Below are 14,650 nucleotides of genomic sequence, written 5' to 3'. Positions count from 1 at the left end.
GTCTCGTGGGCTCGGACGACTACATCCGCAACATGCTGGTGCAGGCGCTGGGCAGCGAGAAGGCCGGCAACCTGATCGACCGCATCCTGCTCGGCCGCAACACCACCGGCCTGGACGCGCTGAAGTGGATGGACCCGCGTGCAGTGGCCGACCTGGTGCGCAACGAGCACCCGCAGATCATCGCCATCGTGATGGCGCACCTGGAAACCGACCAGGCCGCCGACGCGCTGAAGCTGCTGCCGGACCGTACCCGCGTGGATGTGCTGCTGCGCATTGCCACCCTCGACGGTATTCCGCCGAACGCGCTCAATGAACTCAACGAGATCATGGAGCGCCAGTTCGCCGGCAACCAGAACCTGAAGTCGTCGAACATCGGCGGCGTGCAGTGCGCGGCCAACATCCTGAACTTCATGGACAGCGGCCAGGACCAGGCAATCCTGGGCGAAATCGCGCGCATCGATGCGCCGTTGAGCAACCGCATCCAGGACCTGATGTTCGTGTTCGACGACCTGGTCGACCTGGACGACCGCGAGATGCAGCTGGTGCTGCGCGAGGTGAGCGGCGAGCGCCTGGGCCTGGCCCTGCGCGGTGCCGACATCAAGGTGCGCGACAAGATCACCCGCAACATGTCGCAGCGCGCGGCCGAAATCCTGCTCGAAGACATGGAGGCCCGCGGTCCGGTGCGCCTGTCCGACGTGGAAGGCGCGCAGCGCGAGATCCTGGCCATCGTCAAGCGCATGGCCGATGAAGGCACCGTCACCATCGGTGGCAGCGCGGAGGCCATGCTGTGAGCAACGTCGTGCGCTGGCTTGCCCCGGACCTGCTGGCCCAGCCCGAACCGGTGCTGGAGCAGGAGGGTGCGTTCGAACTCACCGAGCCGGATCCGGAACACGATCCGGAGCCGCCGCTGCAGCTGCCGACCCTTGAAGAGATCCAGGCAATCCAGGACAGCGCCGAGAAGGAAGGGTTCGAACAGGGCCATGCCGACGGCTACGGCCAGGGCCAGGCCGAAGTACGTCGCCTCGCCGCACAGATCGAAGGGATCCTGGACAACTTCAGCCGGCCGCTGGTGCGGCTGGAGAACGAAGTGGTCGGCGCCCTCGGCGAACTGGCGGTGCGCATCGCCGGCGCACTGGTCGGCCGCGCCTACGAAGCCGAGCCGGCACTGCTGGCGCAGCTGGTCGGCGAAGCGATCGACGCCGTGGGGGGCAGCACCCGCGAGGTGGAAGTGCGGCTGCACCCGGATGACATCGCTGCGCTCGCCCCGCTGCTGAACCTTTCACCGGCGCAGCGCCTCGTACCGGATACCAGCCTCAGCCGTGGCGACCTGCGCGTGCACGCCGAAGCCGTGCGCATCGACGGCACCCTGGAAGCCCGCCTGCGCGGTGCGCTGGATGCGGTGATCCGCCAGACCGGAGCCACGGCATGAGTGCCGGACCACAAACCACTCCGCCGCCGGCCGACTGGGCCGTGGCCCGCAACCTGCGCCTGGCCCGGCGCCTGGATGGCCTGCGCGTGGACACCGCGCATGGTCGTGGCCTGATCCGCGAGGGCGTGTTGCGCCGTGCGGTCGGGCTGACCCTGGAAGCGGTCGGCTGCGAAGCGCCGCTGGGCGCCAGCTGCAAGGTGGAAGTGGTCGACGGTGGCTGGGTCGACGCCGAAGTGGTCGGCTTCGCCGGCGAACGCACCTACCTGATGCCCAGCGCCGAACTGCATGGCCTGCTGCCCAACGCCCGGGTGGTGCCATCGGCGCGCCGGGGCGGCGTGGAAGTGGGCGAAGGCCTGCTCGGCCGCGTCATCGACAGCGACGGCGTGCCGCTGGATGGCAAGGGCCCGATCCGCGCCGAAGGCCATGTTGGCATGGCCGGCGTGTCGATCAATCCGCTGGCGCGTGAACCGATCACCCAGCCGCTGGACGTGGGCGTGCGCGCGATCAACGCGCTGCTGCCGATCGGCCGCGGCCAGCGCGTCGGCCTGTTCGCCGGCTCCGGCGTCGGCAAGTCGACGCTGCTGGGCATGATGACCCGCTACACCGCCGCCGACGTGATCGTGGTCGGCCTGATCGGTGAACGTGGCCGCGAAGTGCGCGATTTCGTCGAGACGACGCTGGGCGAGGAAGGCCTGCGCCGCGCCGTGGTGGTCGCCAGCCCCGCCGACCGGCCGCCGCTGGCGCGACTGCATGGTGCCTACCGCGCCACCGCCATTGCCGAGTGGTTCCGCGACCAGGGCCTGAACGTGCTGTTGCTGATGGACTCGCTGACCCGCTTCGCCCAGGCGCAGCGCGAGATCGGGCTGTCGGTCGGCGAACCGCCGACCACCCGCGGCTATCCGCCGTCGGTGTTTGCCAAGCTGCCGGCACTGGTCGAACGCGCCGGCAATGGCGCCAAGGGCCGTGGCTCGATCACCGCGTTCTACACGGTGCTGACCGAAGGCGATGATCCGCAGGATCCGATCGCCGATGCCGCGCGCGCGATCCTCGATGGCCACATCCTGCTCTCGCGCCGCGTGGCCGACAGCGGGCTGTACCCGGCCATCGACGTCGAATCGTCAGTCAGCCGCGTGGTCACGGAAATCGCCGACGAACCGTGGCGCCTGCGCATCCGCAAGTTGAAGCGACTGGTCTCGGCCTACTCGGCCAACCGGGACCTGATCGCGATCGGTGCCTACCAGCGCGGCAACGACGCGGCCACCGACGAAGCCCTGGAACGCTGGCCGGAAATCATGGAGTTCCTCGGCCAGGACGTTGCCAAGGCCGCAGATCTCCCGCACAGCCAGGCGGCGCTGCAGCGCCTGGTGGAACAAGAGAGTTAAGCCATGAACCAGTCCAAGCGCATCGATCCCCTGCTCAAGCGGGCCCAGGAACATGAGGACGCGGTCGCCCGCGACCTGGCCGAACGCCAGCGCGTGCTCGACACCCATCTCTCGCGACTGGACGAACTGCGCCGCTATGCCGAGGAGTACGCCAACGCACAGATGGCGGCGACCAGCCCGGCACAGTTGCTCAACCGCCGCGCCTTCCTCGATCGACTGGACAGCGCGGTCGAGCAGCAGCAGGCCACGGTCAATGGCAACCGCGAAAAAGTGGAGGCCGAGCGCGCACGCCTGATCCTCGCCAGCCGTGACAAGGCGGTGCTGGAGCAGCTGGCCGCCAGCTACCGGGCGCAGGAAAAGGTGGTGACCGACCGCCGCGACCAGCGCGAGATGGACGACATTGGTGCACGGCGTGCACGCCTGGTGCAGGCCGAAGACCAGGACGGCGCCGAGCAGGGAGGCCGCTCGTGATGCCCGCCCCGCTCGCCAGCAGCGCCAACACGGCCACGCCCGCCACCAGCAACAGTGCCGCACGCGCCTCGCGCAGCGAAGGCGGAAAGGACTTCAGCCAGCTGCTGCAGGGCGGCGCACCGTCTGCACCCACGCCAGCCGGCAGCGCCACGACACCGATGCCATCCACGCCGAGCCCGCCATCGACCGCCGACAGCAATGGCCAGGCACCGGGTGAACGCACCGCGGACGCCGAAGCGGCAACTGCTGAAACGCCGTCGCTGCCGCCGGTTGCCGTGACCCCGGCTGGACCCGGCACCGAAAAGGACAAGCCCGCCGCGACCGAGGACGCCCCGTGGCCACCGCCCGGCCTGGCCGGCCTGGTGCTGGCGATGCCGATGCCTGCCGATTCCGCTGCTGCTCTGCCAACCACCGCTGCACCGGCGGTGGCCAGCGACGGTAGCGCGCTGCCTGCTGCTGCCCCCGCCATGAACGCGACACTGCCTGCAGCCGCGCCGGCAGCGGCAACCGCAGCCCCAGTGGCGGCCGACGGCAAACCGGCGGCGACCAGCCCGGAGGATGCCACCGCGCTGCCACTGCCGGAGATGATCCTGCCCGGCAAGCGCGCCGAGCGTGGCGAAGGCAGCGACGTGGCTGCACTTGGCGACCGCACCAGCGTACCCCTGCTGCACTCACCGCCAGCGGCCGCCGTACAGGACCTCAAGGCGGCGCTCGCCACCGGCAACGCGATCTTCAATGGCGAACCGACGCCGAAGCCCGTGCTGGGTGACGATGGCTTCGACCAGGCCATCGGCGCACGGCTGGGCTGGCTGGCCGACCAGAAGATCGGCCACGCCCACATCCGCCTGAGCCCGGACGACCTGGGCCCGGTCGACGTGCGCCTGCAGTTGAACGGCGACAAGGTGCATGCCAGCTTCAGCAGCCCGCACGTGGACGTTCGGCAAGCGCTGGAAAGCAGCCTGCCGCGCCTGCGCGAGCTGCTGGGCGAACAGGGCTTCCAGCTGGCCCACGCCGATGTCAGCCACCAGGCACCGGGCGGTGGCGGCAATGCGCCGGGCCAGCCCGGTGGCAGCGGCATCATCGGCGACGGAGAACCGACGCCGGGCGACGCCAGCGTGTCGTCGGCGCAGTTGATCCGCCAGCGCGGACTGCTGGACGCTTACGCCTGACAGGCGTGCCGACCAAGGTTGGCACCTACCGGCACAGGTTTCCGACGGAATTCCGTCGCACCCGCTGCCCGGCCTTCGGCACACCCCTTGCATATCCCGGTGAAGCAACCCTCAGGAGCTTCACCCCGTGGCCGCAGCCGCTGACAAAACCAAGAAGACCGCCGAGAAGGACAAGGCCGCCAAGCCGCGTAGTCCGATCCTGATCACCGCGCTGGTAGCCGTATTGGCCGCCGCTGCTGCCGGTGGCGGCGTGTGGTTCTTCACCCAGTCCAAGCACGAAGAGAAGACCGCACAGGCGCCGAAGAAGAGCGCGACTCCAGCCCCGGCCCAGTACTTCGCACTGGATCCGGCCTTCGTGGTCAACCTCAATGGCCCGGTCGACGGCCCACGTTACCTGCAGCTGGAGGTTCAGCTGATGACCCGCGACCCGGCCGCGCTGGAAGCGATCAAGACCCACGCCCCGGCCATCCGTGCGCGCCTGCTGATGCTGTTCTCGCAGGTCAGCCCGGACCAGATCGCCGATGTCGCCGGCAAGCAGAAGCTGCAGGCCGCCTCATTGGCCGAGGTGCAGAAGGTGCTCAAGGCCGAGACCGGCAGCAACGGCGCCGACGATCTGCTGTTCACCAGCTTCGTGACCCAGTAAGGGCCCACCGATGAATGATCTGCTGTCCCAGGACGAGATCGATGCCCTGCTCCACGGCGTGGACAGTGGCGCGGTCGAGACCGATGCGGAACCCCCGTCAGGCGAAGCGCGCTCGTACGACTTCGCCAGCCAGGACCGCATCATCCGTGGTCGCATGCCGACCCTGGAAATGGTCCATGAGCGCTTCGCGCGCCTGTGGCGGATCGGCCTGTTCAACCTGATCCGCCGCTCGGCCGAACTGTCGGTGCGCGGCATCGAGCTGATCAAGTTCAACGACTACATGCACTCGCTGTATGTACCGACCAACCTGAACCTGATCCGCTTCAAGCCGCTGCGCGGCACCGGCCTGATCGTGTTCGAGCCGACCCTGGTGTTCGCCATCGTCGACAATTTCTTCGGTGGCGACGGGCGCTACCCCACCCGCATCGAGGGCCGCGAGTTCACAGCTACTGAAATGCGGGTGATCCACCTGCTGCTGAAGCAGACCTTCGCCGATCTGCGCGAAGCGTGGGCACCGGTGATGGATGTCGACTTCGAGTACATCAACTCGGAGATCAACCCGCATTTCGCCAACATCGTGACCCCGCGCGAGTACGTGGTGGTGTGCCGCCTGCACGTCGAGCTCGACGGTGGCGGCGGCGACATCCACGTCACCCTGCCCTACTCGATGCTGGAACCGATCCGCGAACTGCTCGACGCCGGCATCCAGAGCGACCGCAACGACCGCGACGAGAGCTGGGGCAAGACCCTGCGTGAGCAGCTCAACGTCGCCGAAGTCACCCTGTCCAGCGTACTGGCCAGCAAGCGCATGACCCTGCGCGACCTGACCCAGTTGAAGGTCGGCGACATCCTGCCGATCGAGCTGAGCCCGCAGGTGCCGCTGTGCGTGGAGAACATCCCCGTGTTCACCGGCGAGTTCGGCATCGCCAACGGCATGAACGCCGTGAAGATCACCGCTACCCATCCGCCGGGCACCCGCCCGCGCGTACCCGTCATCCAGGAAGACCCGCAATGAACGATATCGACGCCCTCGAACCGACCCCGGCCCAGTTCAGCAGCCTGCAGGCCGATGAGGCGAATGGTCCGGACCTGAACCTGGACGTGATCCTCGATGTGCCGGTGACCCTGTCGCTGGAAGTCGGTCGTGCCCGCCTGCCGATCCGCAACCTGCTGCAGCTCAACCAGGGGTCGGTGGTGGAACTGGAGCGCGGTGCTGGCGAGTCGCTGGACGTGTTCGTCAACGGCACCCTGATCGCCCACGGCGAAGTAGTAGTGATCAATGACCGCTTCGGCGTGCGCCTGACCGACGTGGTCAGCCCCAGCGAGCGTATCCGGAGACTGCGTTGAGCCTGCTGGCCTCCACCCTGCTGGCGGTCGGCAAGGCCGCCGCGCCGATCGGTCCGCAGGTCGGCCAGCATGCGGCCGCCGCACCCAGCCTGTTCGGTGCGGTGCTGGCGCTGCTGGCGGTACTGGCACTGGTGATCGGCCTGGGCTGGCTGCTCAAGCGCATGCCTGGCAGCGGCTTCCGCCCGGCCGAAGGCATGAAGCTGGTGGCCAGCCTCAGTGTCGGCGCCAAGGAACGCGTGGTGGTGGTCGAGGTCAATGGCCAGCAACTGCTGCTGGGCGTCACCGCCGGCGGCATCAACACCCTGCATACCCTGCCCGAACCGCTGCCGCCGCCGGCACCGGTGCGCGTGCCGGACTTCAAGAACCTGCCGAATTTCGCCCAGCTGCTGCAGCAGCGGCTGCGCAAGGACCCCTGACATGCGTGTCCCCCGTACCCGTCTCGCCACCCTGACGCCGTGGCTGCTGTTGCTTGCCCTGTGCCTGTTGCCGGCGCTGGCGTTGGCCGCACCCGGCGCGCCGGCTACCCCGCTGCCGGACGTCAACGTCGGCAAGATCGGTGGCCAGCCGGTCAGCCTGCCGCTGCAGACCCTGCTGCTGATGACCGCGATCACCCTGATCCCGTCGATGCTGCTGGTGCTGACCTCGTTCACCCGCATCATCATCGTGCTGGGCCTGCTGCGCCAGGCGCTGGGCACCGGCCAGACGCCGTCCAACCAGGTGCTGCTGGGCCTGGCCCTGTTCCTCACCGCAATGGTGATGATGCCGACCTGGGACAAGGCGTGGAGCGCGGGCATGGCGCCCTACCTCAACGGCGACATCGACTTCCAGACCGCATGGACGCTGACCACGCAGCCACTGCGCGGCTTCATGCTGGCGCAGATCCGCGAGACCGACCTGATGACCTTTGCCGGCATCGCCGGGCATGGCACCTACGCCAGCCCCGACGCGATCCCGTTCCCGGTGCTGGTCGCTTCGTTCGTCACCAGTGAACTGAAGACCGCCTTCGAGATCGGATTCCTGATCTTCATCCCGTTCGTGATCATCGACCTGGTCGTTGCCAGCGTGCTGATGTCGATGGGCATGATGATGCTGTCGCCGATGCTGGTATCGGCGCCCTTCAAGATCCTGCTGTTCGTGCTGGTCGATGGCTGGGTGCTGACCGTGGGTACGTTGGCGGCGAGCTTCAATCCGGCCTGATATCCCCCGTAACGCGCAGTCGAGCAGGGCTCGACTCTACATGAGCAGATGGAATCCGAATGTCTCCCGAACTTGCCTTGACTGAACTGCGTGGCGGCCTGATCACCGTGTTGTGGGTGGCCGGCCCGCTGCTGCTCACCGTACTGGTGGTGGGCGTGGTGGTTGGTGTCGTGCAGGCCGCGACCCAGCTCAACGAACCGACCATCGCCTTCGTTGCCAAGGCGGCAGCGCTGACCGCAGTGCTGTTCGCGCTGGGCAGCCTGCTGATCGGCCACCTGGTTGAATTCACCACGCTGCTGTTCCAGCGCATCCCACACCTGATCGGCTAGGGCACGCGCTTCGATGGACGCCGCGACACAGATGGCGGCCGACGGCCTGCAGGCCTTCGGCATGATCGGCACGGTGCTGTGGACCATGCTGCGCATCGGCGCAGTGGCCATGGCCATGCCCATGGTCGGCACGCGTGCGGTGCCATCGCGGGTGCGCGTGGTGCTGGCCGGCACCCTGGCCATCGCACTGGCCCCGCTGCTCCCCCCGGTACCGGACTGGACCGGCTTCGACGCGGCTACGGTGCTGACCATTGCCCGTGAACTGGCCATTGGCGTATCCATCGGCTTCATGCTGCGGTTGGTGTTCGAAGCCGGCGCGATGGCCGGCGAACTGATCGCGCAGGGCACCGGCCTGGCCTTCGCGCAGATGAGCGATCCGCTGCGCGGTGGTACCTCCGGCGTGATCGGACAGTGGTTCTACCTGCTGTTCGGGCTGCTGTTCTTCACCGCCAACGGCCACCTGGCTTTGATCTCGCTGCTGGTGGACAGCTATCGCGCGCTGCCGATTGGCGCCCCGCTGCCGGATCCCCATGCCTTCTTCAGCATCGCCCCGACCTTCCTGCTGACCGTGCTGCGCGGCGCGCTGAGCCTGGCCATCCCGCTGACCGTGGCGATGTTGGCGGTGAATCTGGCCTTCGGTGTCCTGGCGCGTGCCGCGCCTGCGCTGAACCCGATCCAGCTGGGCCTGCCGGTTTCGCTGCTGCTGGGCCTGTTCCTCCTGGCGCTGCTGGCCGGGGAAATGGGGCCGCCGGTACAGCGCCTGTTCGACGCCGCCTTCCAGGCCGCGGACGCGGTCACACGCTGACCCGGTCGTCACGTTCTACTGCTTGCCATGCATTTGTTTCTGTAGAGCCGAGCCCATGCTCGGCTGCCTTCGGCAGGAGTGGCAGCCGAGCATGGGCTCGGCTCTACAGGGGCGCAATTTCACGGATTGCCGCTTGAAGTCCCCCCGGGTCTGCGCGTTAGAGTGAATGCGCGGCAACCGGGGGGATGCCGCACCTGGCCGACGCCCGTTCGCGTTGGCCTGCCTCATGCATGCCCCACCGTGGTTTCCGTCGACAGGCAGGTCCGGGAGACTGACGAATGCTGGTAGGCACGTACAACCCGTGGCTGGTGGCGATCTCACTGCTGGTCGCCGTGATGGCGTCGTACACAGCGCTGGCCATGGCCGGGCGCACGGTCACCGCCCCGGGCCGGGCAGCCGCCTGGTGGTGGCGCCTGGGGGGCGGATTCGCCATGGGCCTGGGCATCTGGTCGATGCACTTCATCGGCATGCTGGCCTTCGATCTGCCCATTGCACTGGGCTACGACCTTCCCATCACCCTGCTCTCGCTGGCCCTGGCGATCGCCTCGTCGGTGTTCGCACTGTGGCTGGTCTCGCTGCGCACCCTGCCCCACCCGCGATTGGCGGTCGGCGCCCTGCTGATGGGCACCGGCATTGCCGGCATGCACTACGTCGGCATGGCAGCGATGCGCATGCAGCCCGGGATCGACTACGACCCGGGCTGGCTGCTGCTCTCCCTGGTGGTGGCGGTGGCCGCCTCATGGACCGCGCTGTACGTTGCGTTCCGCCTGCGCGCGCAGCGCACCCGCGTCGGTGACCGGTTGGCGGCCGCCGGCCTGCTCGGCCTGGCCATCGTCGGCATGCACTACACCGGCATGGCGGCCGCGCGTTTCCCCGAAGGCAGCATCTGCGGCGCGGCGGTCGGTGACGGCCTGCAGAGCGAGTGGCTGGCGATGCTGGTGGTGGTGTTGACGGTTGCGATCCTGGCGGTGGTGCTGGTGGTCTCGTGGCTGGACCAGCGTGTGGAGGCGCAGCTGCTGCGGCTGCGCAACTCGATGCTGAGCACCTCGTTGACCGATGCCCAGCAGGAATTGACCCAAGCCGCGCTGCACGACCCGCTGACCCGCCTGCCGAACCGCCTGCTGCTGCAGCGGCGTATCGTGCAGGCGCTGGCAGAAGCCGAACAGGGCGGCAGCCGTTTCGCGGTAATGTTCATGGACCTGGACGGATTCAAGCAGGTCAATGATGCCTACGGCCATCAGGCCGGCGACGCACTGCTGGTGGCGGTGGCCGAGCGTACCCGCCAGCTGCTCCGGCCCAACGATATGCTGGCCCGTCTGGGCGGCGACGAATTCGTGCTGGTGGTGCGCATCGAGCACGACGAGGACCTGCCCACCCTCGCCCGGCGCATCCTGCAGGCGGTGGGCAGCGGCCCGTTGCTGCCGGACAACGAACTGCAGGTGACTGCCAGCATCGGCGTGGCGATCTGCCCCGACCACGCTGCCAGCGAGCGCCAGTTGATGGCCTTCGCCGACGCGGCGATGTACCAGGCCAAGGAATCCGGACGCAACGCCTTCGTGCTGTTCGCCGACTGGATGAACGACAGTGCCGAGCAGCAGTTCCGGCTGCTGGCCGACCTGCGCCGTGCGATCGGCAGCGAGCAGCTGTTCCTGCACTATCAGCCGAAGATCCGCGTGGCCACCCAGAAGGTGGCCGGTGCCGAAGCGCTGATCCGCTGGAAACACCCGGAGCACGGACTGATCCCACCGGACCGCTTCATCCGCCTGGCCGAACGCAGCGGCGCGATCAACGAGATCGGTCGCTGGGCACTGGACCAGGCCTGCCAGCAACTGCGGCGCTGGCGCGACGCCGGGCATGAAGGCTGGTCGATGTCGGTGAACCTGTCGCCGGTGCAGTTCAGTTCGCCACACCTGCTGCAGGATGTGCGTGAAGTGATCGAACGCTACGACATTGCCCCGCGCCACCTGGTGCTGGAGATCACCGAAAGCACGGTCATGCGCGATACCGATGCCAGCCTTCGCCTGCTGCAGGCGCTGTCGGCGCTGGGCGTGGGCATCTCCATCGATGATTTCGGAACCGGCTATTCCAGCCTGCTGTACCTGAAGCGGCTGCCCGCCACGGAGATCAAGATCGACCACGCGTTCGTGCGTGACCTGGAACACAGTGCGGAGGACGTGGTGATCGTCTCGGCGATCGTGGCGCTGGGCCATGCACTGGACATGGACATCGTCGCCGAAGGCGTGGAAACCGCCGCGCAGCGCGCCTACCTGGAGCGCCTGGGCTGCGACTTCCTGCAGGGCTACCTGCTCGGCCGCCCGGTCGACGCGGCGCGCTTCATGCAGCTGCACGACCTGCCGCGGCCGCGGGTGGAGCTGGCGCAGAGCCCGCCGCAACAACACCCGCCCGGATAGCGCCGGGCAGCGCGACCACCTGCCATCACGGAACGATTCCTGCGGCACCCTCCTGTAGAGCCGAGCCCACGCTCGGCTGCGCTTCGCGCCTGGACCCAACCGCAGCCGAGCATAGGCCCGGCTCTACAAAAGGGTCGTCGGTTGATCCACGCCATGCGTGGAACAGTTCTTGCACGCCCTCCGGCAACCCCTGCCGCAGTACCCGTGATGTCCGAGAACGAATCCGCCGGCGAAAAGACCGAACAACCGACCGAAAAACGCCTGCGCGACGCCCGTGAACAGGGCAACCTGCCGCGCTCGCGCGAACTGGGCACCGCCGCCGTGTTCGGCGCCGGCGTGCTGGCGGTAATGGCCATGAGCGGCTCGATCGGACGCGGCGCCAGCGCCTGGATGAAGCAGGCGCTCAGCCCCGAGCAGAGCCTGCGGCAGAACCCGAAGGAACTGTTCGGCCACTTCGGTGATCTGCTGCTGCAGTTCATGCTGGTGATCGCACCGCTGGTGCTGGTCTGCCTGCTGGCCAGCTTCGTCGCCCCGCTGGTGATGGGCGGCCTGCGCTGGTCGCAGAAGGCGTTGCTGCCCGACATCAACCGCATGAACCCGATGAGCGGGTTCAAGCGCCTGTATGGCCCGGAAGCCATCGCCGAGTTCACCAAATCGCTGCTGCGCGTGGCCTTCGTCGGTGTCGCTGCCGGGCTGGTGGTGTGGTCCGGCTTCGACACCCTGCGCGGCCTGATCCACCACCCGCTGGAGACCGCCATCACCGACGGCCTCGGCTTCACCCTGCGCCTGCTGCTGGCCACCGCCGGCGCCATGCTGGTGCTGGCCGCCATCGATGCCCCGTACCAGCGCTGGAACTGGATGCGCAAGCTGAAGATGACCCGTGAAGAACTGCGCCGGGAAATGAAGGAAAGCGAAGGCAGCCCCGAGGTGAAGGGCCGCATCCGCCAGCTGCAGCAGCAGATGGCCAACCGCCGGATGATGGAAGCGGTACCCACCGCCGACGTGGTGGTGGTCAATCCCACCCATTACGCGGTGGCCCTGAAGTACGAAGGCGGCGCCATGAACGCCCCCACCGTGGTCGCGCTGGGCGTGGACGAGACCGCCCTGCGCATCCGTGAAGTGGCCGACGGCAACAAGGTCGCGATCGTCTCTGCCCCGCCTTTGGCACGCGCCTTGTATCGGGAAGGCCAACTCGGAAAGGAAATCCCCGTGAGACTGTATTCGGCCGTCGCCCAGGTCCTGTCCTACGTCTACCAGCTGCGCGCCTGGCGCACTGGCCCGATGCCGGACGCCCCGCACATCCAGGTGGATGAATTCGGCAAGGGAGGCCGCCCGTGAGCGCCCAGCCCGCCACCGGATTCAACACCCGCCGTGCCCTGGAAATGATCCGCCAGGGCCTTGGCGCGCCGCTGATCGTGCTGGCCCTGCTGGCCATGGTCGTGGTGCCGCTGGCCGCGCCAGTCCTTGATGCGCTGTTCACCTTCAACATCGCCATCTCGCTGATGGTGCTGCTGGCGGTGGTCTACGTGAAGCGCCCGCTGGACTTCACCATCTTCCCGATCGTGCTGTTGATCACGACCATGCTGCGGCTGGCGCTGAACGTGGCCTCCACCCGCGTGATCCTGCTCAACGGCCAGAACGGCCACGACGCTGCGGGCAAGGTCATCGCCGCCTTCGGTGAATTCGTGATCGGCGGCAACTATGCGGTCGGCATCGTGGTGTTCGCGATCCTGACCATCATCAATTTCGTGGTCATCACCAAGGGCGCCGGCCGCGTCTCGGAAGTGACCGCGCGCTTCATCCTGGACGCGATGCCCGGCAAGCAGATGGCGATCGACGCCGACCTCAACGCCGGTTTGCTGACGCGCGAGGAAGCCAAGCTGCGCCGCGAGGAAGTCCGCGAGGAAGCCGACTTCTACGGTGCAATGGACGGTGCCAGCAAGTTCATCCGCGGCGACGCCATCGCCGGCATCCTGATCCTGTTCATCAACATGCTCGGCGGCCTGGCCGTGGGCGTGCTGCAGCATGGCATGCCGTTCGGCGACGCCGCTGCCACCTACACCCTGCTCTCCATCGGTGACGGCCTGGTGGCGCAGCTGCCGGCACTGCTGGTGTCCAGCGCGGTGGCGATGCTGGTCACCCGCGCCTCGCGCTCGCAGGACATGGCCCAGGCCATGACCGGGCAGGTGTTCGGCCAGTACCGCGCGCTGGCGATCACCGCCGGCATCATCGGCGTCGTTGGCCTGGTGCCGGGCATGCCCAACGTCGCTTTCCTGACGCTGGCCGCGATCCTCGGCTTCATCGCCTGGAAGGTCTACCGCAAGGGCAAGACCGCCGCCACCGATCCGGCAGCGGGAGGCAATGACGCCGCCGCGCTCAATGCGCTGGGCCGCCCCGCCGCGCCGGCACCGACCGCCGAACTGAGCTGGGACGAGCTGCGCCCGGTCGATCCGCTGGGCCTGGAGGTCGGCTACCGGCTGATTCCGCTGGTGGACAGCAACCAGGGCGGCGAACTGATGGCGCGCATCAAGGGCGTGCGCCGCAAGCTGACCCAGGATGTCGGCTTCCTGATTCCCTCGGTGCACATCCGCGACAACCTGGAACTGCCGGCCAACGGCTACCGCGTGCTGGTGCATGGCGTGCCGGTGGCCACCGCCGAGATCCACCCCGACCGCGAGCTGGCCCTGGATCCGGGCAGCGCGCTCGGCGCACTGGAGGGCATTGCCGGCAAGGATCCCGCGTTCGGCCTGGATGCCACCTGGATCCAGCCGCACCAGCGCGCCCAGGCCGAAACGCTGGGCTACACGGTGGTCGACCCGGCCACCGTGGTCGCCACCCATCTGTCGCACCTGATCCGCGAACACGCACCCGAGCTGCTCGGCCATGAGGAAGTGCAGCACCTGCTGGCCAACCTGGCCAAGAGCGCACCCAAGCTCGTCGAAGATCTGACGCCGAAGGCGCTGCCGCTGTCGGCGGTGGTGCGCGTGCTGCAGAACCTGCTGGTCGAGCGCATTCCGATCCGCCAGCTGCGCAAGATCGCCGAGGCACTGGTCGAACATGCGCCCAGCAGCCAGGACCCGGCCGTGCTGACCGCCGCGGTGCGCACCGCACTGGGCCGCTTCATCGTGCAGGAGATCGCCGGAATGTCGGCGGAGCTGCCGGTGTTCACCCTCAACCCGCAATTGGAACGTGTCTTGCAGGAGTCCACGCAGGGCAACGGCGCCGCGCTGGAACCCGGACTCGCTGAGCGACTGCACCAGAGCCTGGCCGAATGTGTCAGCAAGCAGGAAGCCCGCAACGAGCCCGCGGTCGTGCTGGTACCTGGCCCGGTGCGCGCCGCGCTGGCCCGCCTGGTCCGCCACAGCGTTCCTTCGCTGTCGGTCCTGGCCTACAGCGAGGTGCCGGAGGACAAGCGCCTGAAGCTGGTCGGAACGATCAGCTGACGCCGCCCGCCGATGCGCCAGAAA

Annotated in this window: 15 protein-coding genes; all 15 read left to right on the top strand. The window is 68.0% G+C overall.

Annotated features, from left to right (window positions below; all coding sequences use genetic code 11):
* The coding region (gene fliG / locus A7X97_RS21440; RefSeq protein ID WP_111008424.1) for a flagellar motor switch protein FliG at positions 1–791 on the top strand (791 nt) is incomplete at its 5' end.
* Positions 788–1,429: a FliH/SctL family protein gene (locus A7X97_RS21435; protein WP_111008423.1), complete on the top strand. Its 642-nt coding sequence runs from the start codon at positions 788–790 to the stop codon at positions 1,427–1,429. The genes fliG and A7X97_RS21435, both read left to right, overlap by 4 nt.
* A complete protein-coding gene (locus A7X97_RS21430) occupies positions 1,426–2,811 on the top strand; it encodes a FliI/YscN family ATPase (protein WP_065178546.1) in 1,386 nt (461 codons plus the stop codon). Before A7X97_RS21435 ends, A7X97_RS21430 begins: the two co-directional genes overlap by 4 nt.
* A 3-nt stretch (positions 2,812–2,814) precedes the next feature.
* On the top strand, positions 2,815–3,282 hold the full coding sequence (fliJ, locus tag A7X97_RS21425) for a flagellar export protein FliJ (protein ID WP_005416437.1): 468 nt from the start codon (positions 2,815–2,817) through the stop codon (positions 3,280–3,282).
* Positions 3,282–4,451, top strand: coding sequence for a flagellar hook-length control protein FliK (locus A7X97_RS21420; RefSeq protein WP_088497678.1), 1,170 nt, complete (start codon positions 3,282–3,284; stop codon positions 4,449–4,451). Before fliJ ends, A7X97_RS21420 begins: the two co-directional genes overlap by 1 nt.
* A gap of 127 nt (positions 4,452–4,578) precedes the next feature.
* Complete coding sequence (locus A7X97_RS21415; RefSeq protein ID WP_005416435.1) at positions 4,579–5,094, top strand: flagellar basal body-associated FliL family protein; 516 nt, start codon at positions 4,579–4,581, stop codon at positions 5,092–5,094.
* A gap of 10 nt (positions 5,095–5,104) precedes the next feature.
* Positions 5,105–6,109: a flagellar motor switch protein FliM gene (gene fliM / locus A7X97_RS21410; RefSeq protein WP_005416434.1), complete on the top strand. Its 1,005-nt coding sequence runs from the start codon at positions 5,105–5,107 to the stop codon at positions 6,107–6,109.
* Positions 6,106–6,441 carry a flagellar motor switch protein FliN gene (gene fliN, locus A7X97_RS21405; RefSeq protein WP_005409543.1) on the top strand — a complete coding sequence of 112 codons (336 nt, stop codon included), beginning with the start codon at positions 6,106–6,108 and terminating at the stop codon, positions 6,439–6,441. Before fliM ends, fliN begins: the two co-directional genes overlap by 4 nt.
* 17 nt (positions 6,442–6,458) lie before the next feature.
* Positions 6,459–6,857: a flagellar biosynthetic protein FliO gene (gene fliO / locus A7X97_RS21400; RefSeq protein ID WP_171956126.1), complete on the top strand. Its 399-nt coding sequence runs from the start codon at positions 6,459–6,461 to the stop codon at positions 6,855–6,857.
* 1 nt (position 6,858) lies between these two features.
* A complete protein-coding gene (gene fliP / locus A7X97_RS21395) occupies positions 6,859–7,638 on the top strand; it encodes a flagellar type III secretion system pore protein FliP (RefSeq protein WP_088497677.1) in 780 nt (259 codons plus the stop codon).
* A gap of 59 nt (positions 7,639–7,697) precedes the next feature.
* Positions 7,698–7,967, top strand: coding sequence for a flagellar biosynthetic protein FliQ (locus A7X97_RS21390; RefSeq protein WP_005413254.1), 270 nt, complete (start codon positions 7,698–7,700; stop codon positions 7,965–7,967).
* A gap of 13 nt (positions 7,968–7,980) precedes the next feature.
* Entirely contained in the window at positions 7,981–8,772 is a 792-nt protein-coding gene (gene fliR, locus A7X97_RS21385) for a flagellar biosynthetic protein FliR (RefSeq protein WP_049412889.1), read from the top strand.
* Between the two features lie 278 nt (positions 8,773–9,050).
* On the top strand, positions 9,051–11,183 hold the full coding sequence (locus A7X97_RS21380) for a putative bifunctional diguanylate cyclase/phosphodiesterase (RefSeq protein WP_088497676.1): 2,133 nt from the start codon (positions 9,051–9,053) through the stop codon (positions 11,181–11,183).
* A 207-nt stretch (positions 11,184–11,390) separates the two neighbouring features.
* Positions 11,391–12,521, top strand: coding sequence for a flagellar biosynthesis protein FlhB (flhB, locus tag A7X97_RS21375; protein WP_088497675.1), 1,131 nt, complete (start codon positions 11,391–11,393; stop codon positions 12,519–12,521).
* Positions 12,522–12,565: 44 nt separating this feature from the next.
* A complete protein-coding gene (gene flhA, locus A7X97_RS21370; RefSeq protein ID WP_172412159.1) occupies positions 12,566–14,626 on the top strand; it encodes a flagellar biosynthesis protein FlhA in 2,061 nt (686 codons plus the stop codon).
* Positions 14,627–14,650: the final 24 nt, after the last annotated feature.

The organism is Stenotrophomonas sepilia (genome assembly GCF_003244875.1).
In the GTDB taxonomy this organism is placed as follows: domain Bacteria; phylum Pseudomonadota; class Gammaproteobacteria; order Xanthomonadales; family Xanthomonadaceae; genus Stenotrophomonas; species Stenotrophomonas sepilia.
This window is presented reverse-complemented; position numbering and strand designations above follow the sequence as displayed.

Bases quoted from the DNA above. Each gene is read 5' to 3' on its own strand.
- A7X97_RS21390 (WP_005413254.1), top strand. From the start codon at position 7,698: ATGTCTCCCGAACTTGCCTTGACTGAACTGCGTGGCGGCCTGATCACC.
- fliP (WP_088497677.1), top strand. From the start codon at position 6,859: ATGCGTGTCCCCCGTACCCGTCTCGCCACCCTGACGCCGTGGCTGCTG.
- flhB (WP_088497675.1), top strand. From the start codon at position 11,391: ATGTCCGAGAACGAATCCGCCGGCGAAAAGACCGAACAACCGACCGAA.
- A7X97_RS21380 (WP_088497676.1), top strand. From the start codon at position 9,051: ATGCTGGTAGGCACGTACAACCCGTGGCTGGTGGCGATCTCACTGCTG.
- A7X97_RS21420 (WP_088497678.1), top strand. From the start codon at position 3,282: ATGCCCGCCCCGCTCGCCAGCAGCGCCAACACGGCCACGCCCGCCACC.
- fliM (WP_005416434.1), top strand. From the start codon at position 5,105: ATGAATGATCTGCTGTCCCAGGACGAGATCGATGCCCTGCTCCACGGC.
- A7X97_RS21430 (WP_065178546.1), top strand. From the start codon at position 1,426: ATGAGTGCCGGACCACAAACCACTCCGCCGCCGGCCGACTGGGCCGTG.
- fliN (WP_005409543.1), top strand. From the start codon at position 6,106: ATGAACGATATCGACGCCCTCGAACCGACCCCGGCCCAGTTCAGCAGC.
- flhA (WP_172412159.1), top strand. From the start codon at position 12,566: ATGATCCGCCAGGGCCTTGGCGCGCCGCTGATCGTGCTGGCCCTGCTG.
- fliR (WP_049412889.1), top strand. From the start codon at position 7,981: ATGGACGCCGCGACACAGATGGCGGCCGACGGCCTGCAGGCCTTCGGC.
- fliJ (WP_005416437.1), top strand. From the start codon at position 2,815: ATGAACCAGTCCAAGCGCATCGATCCCCTGCTCAAGCGGGCCCAGGAA.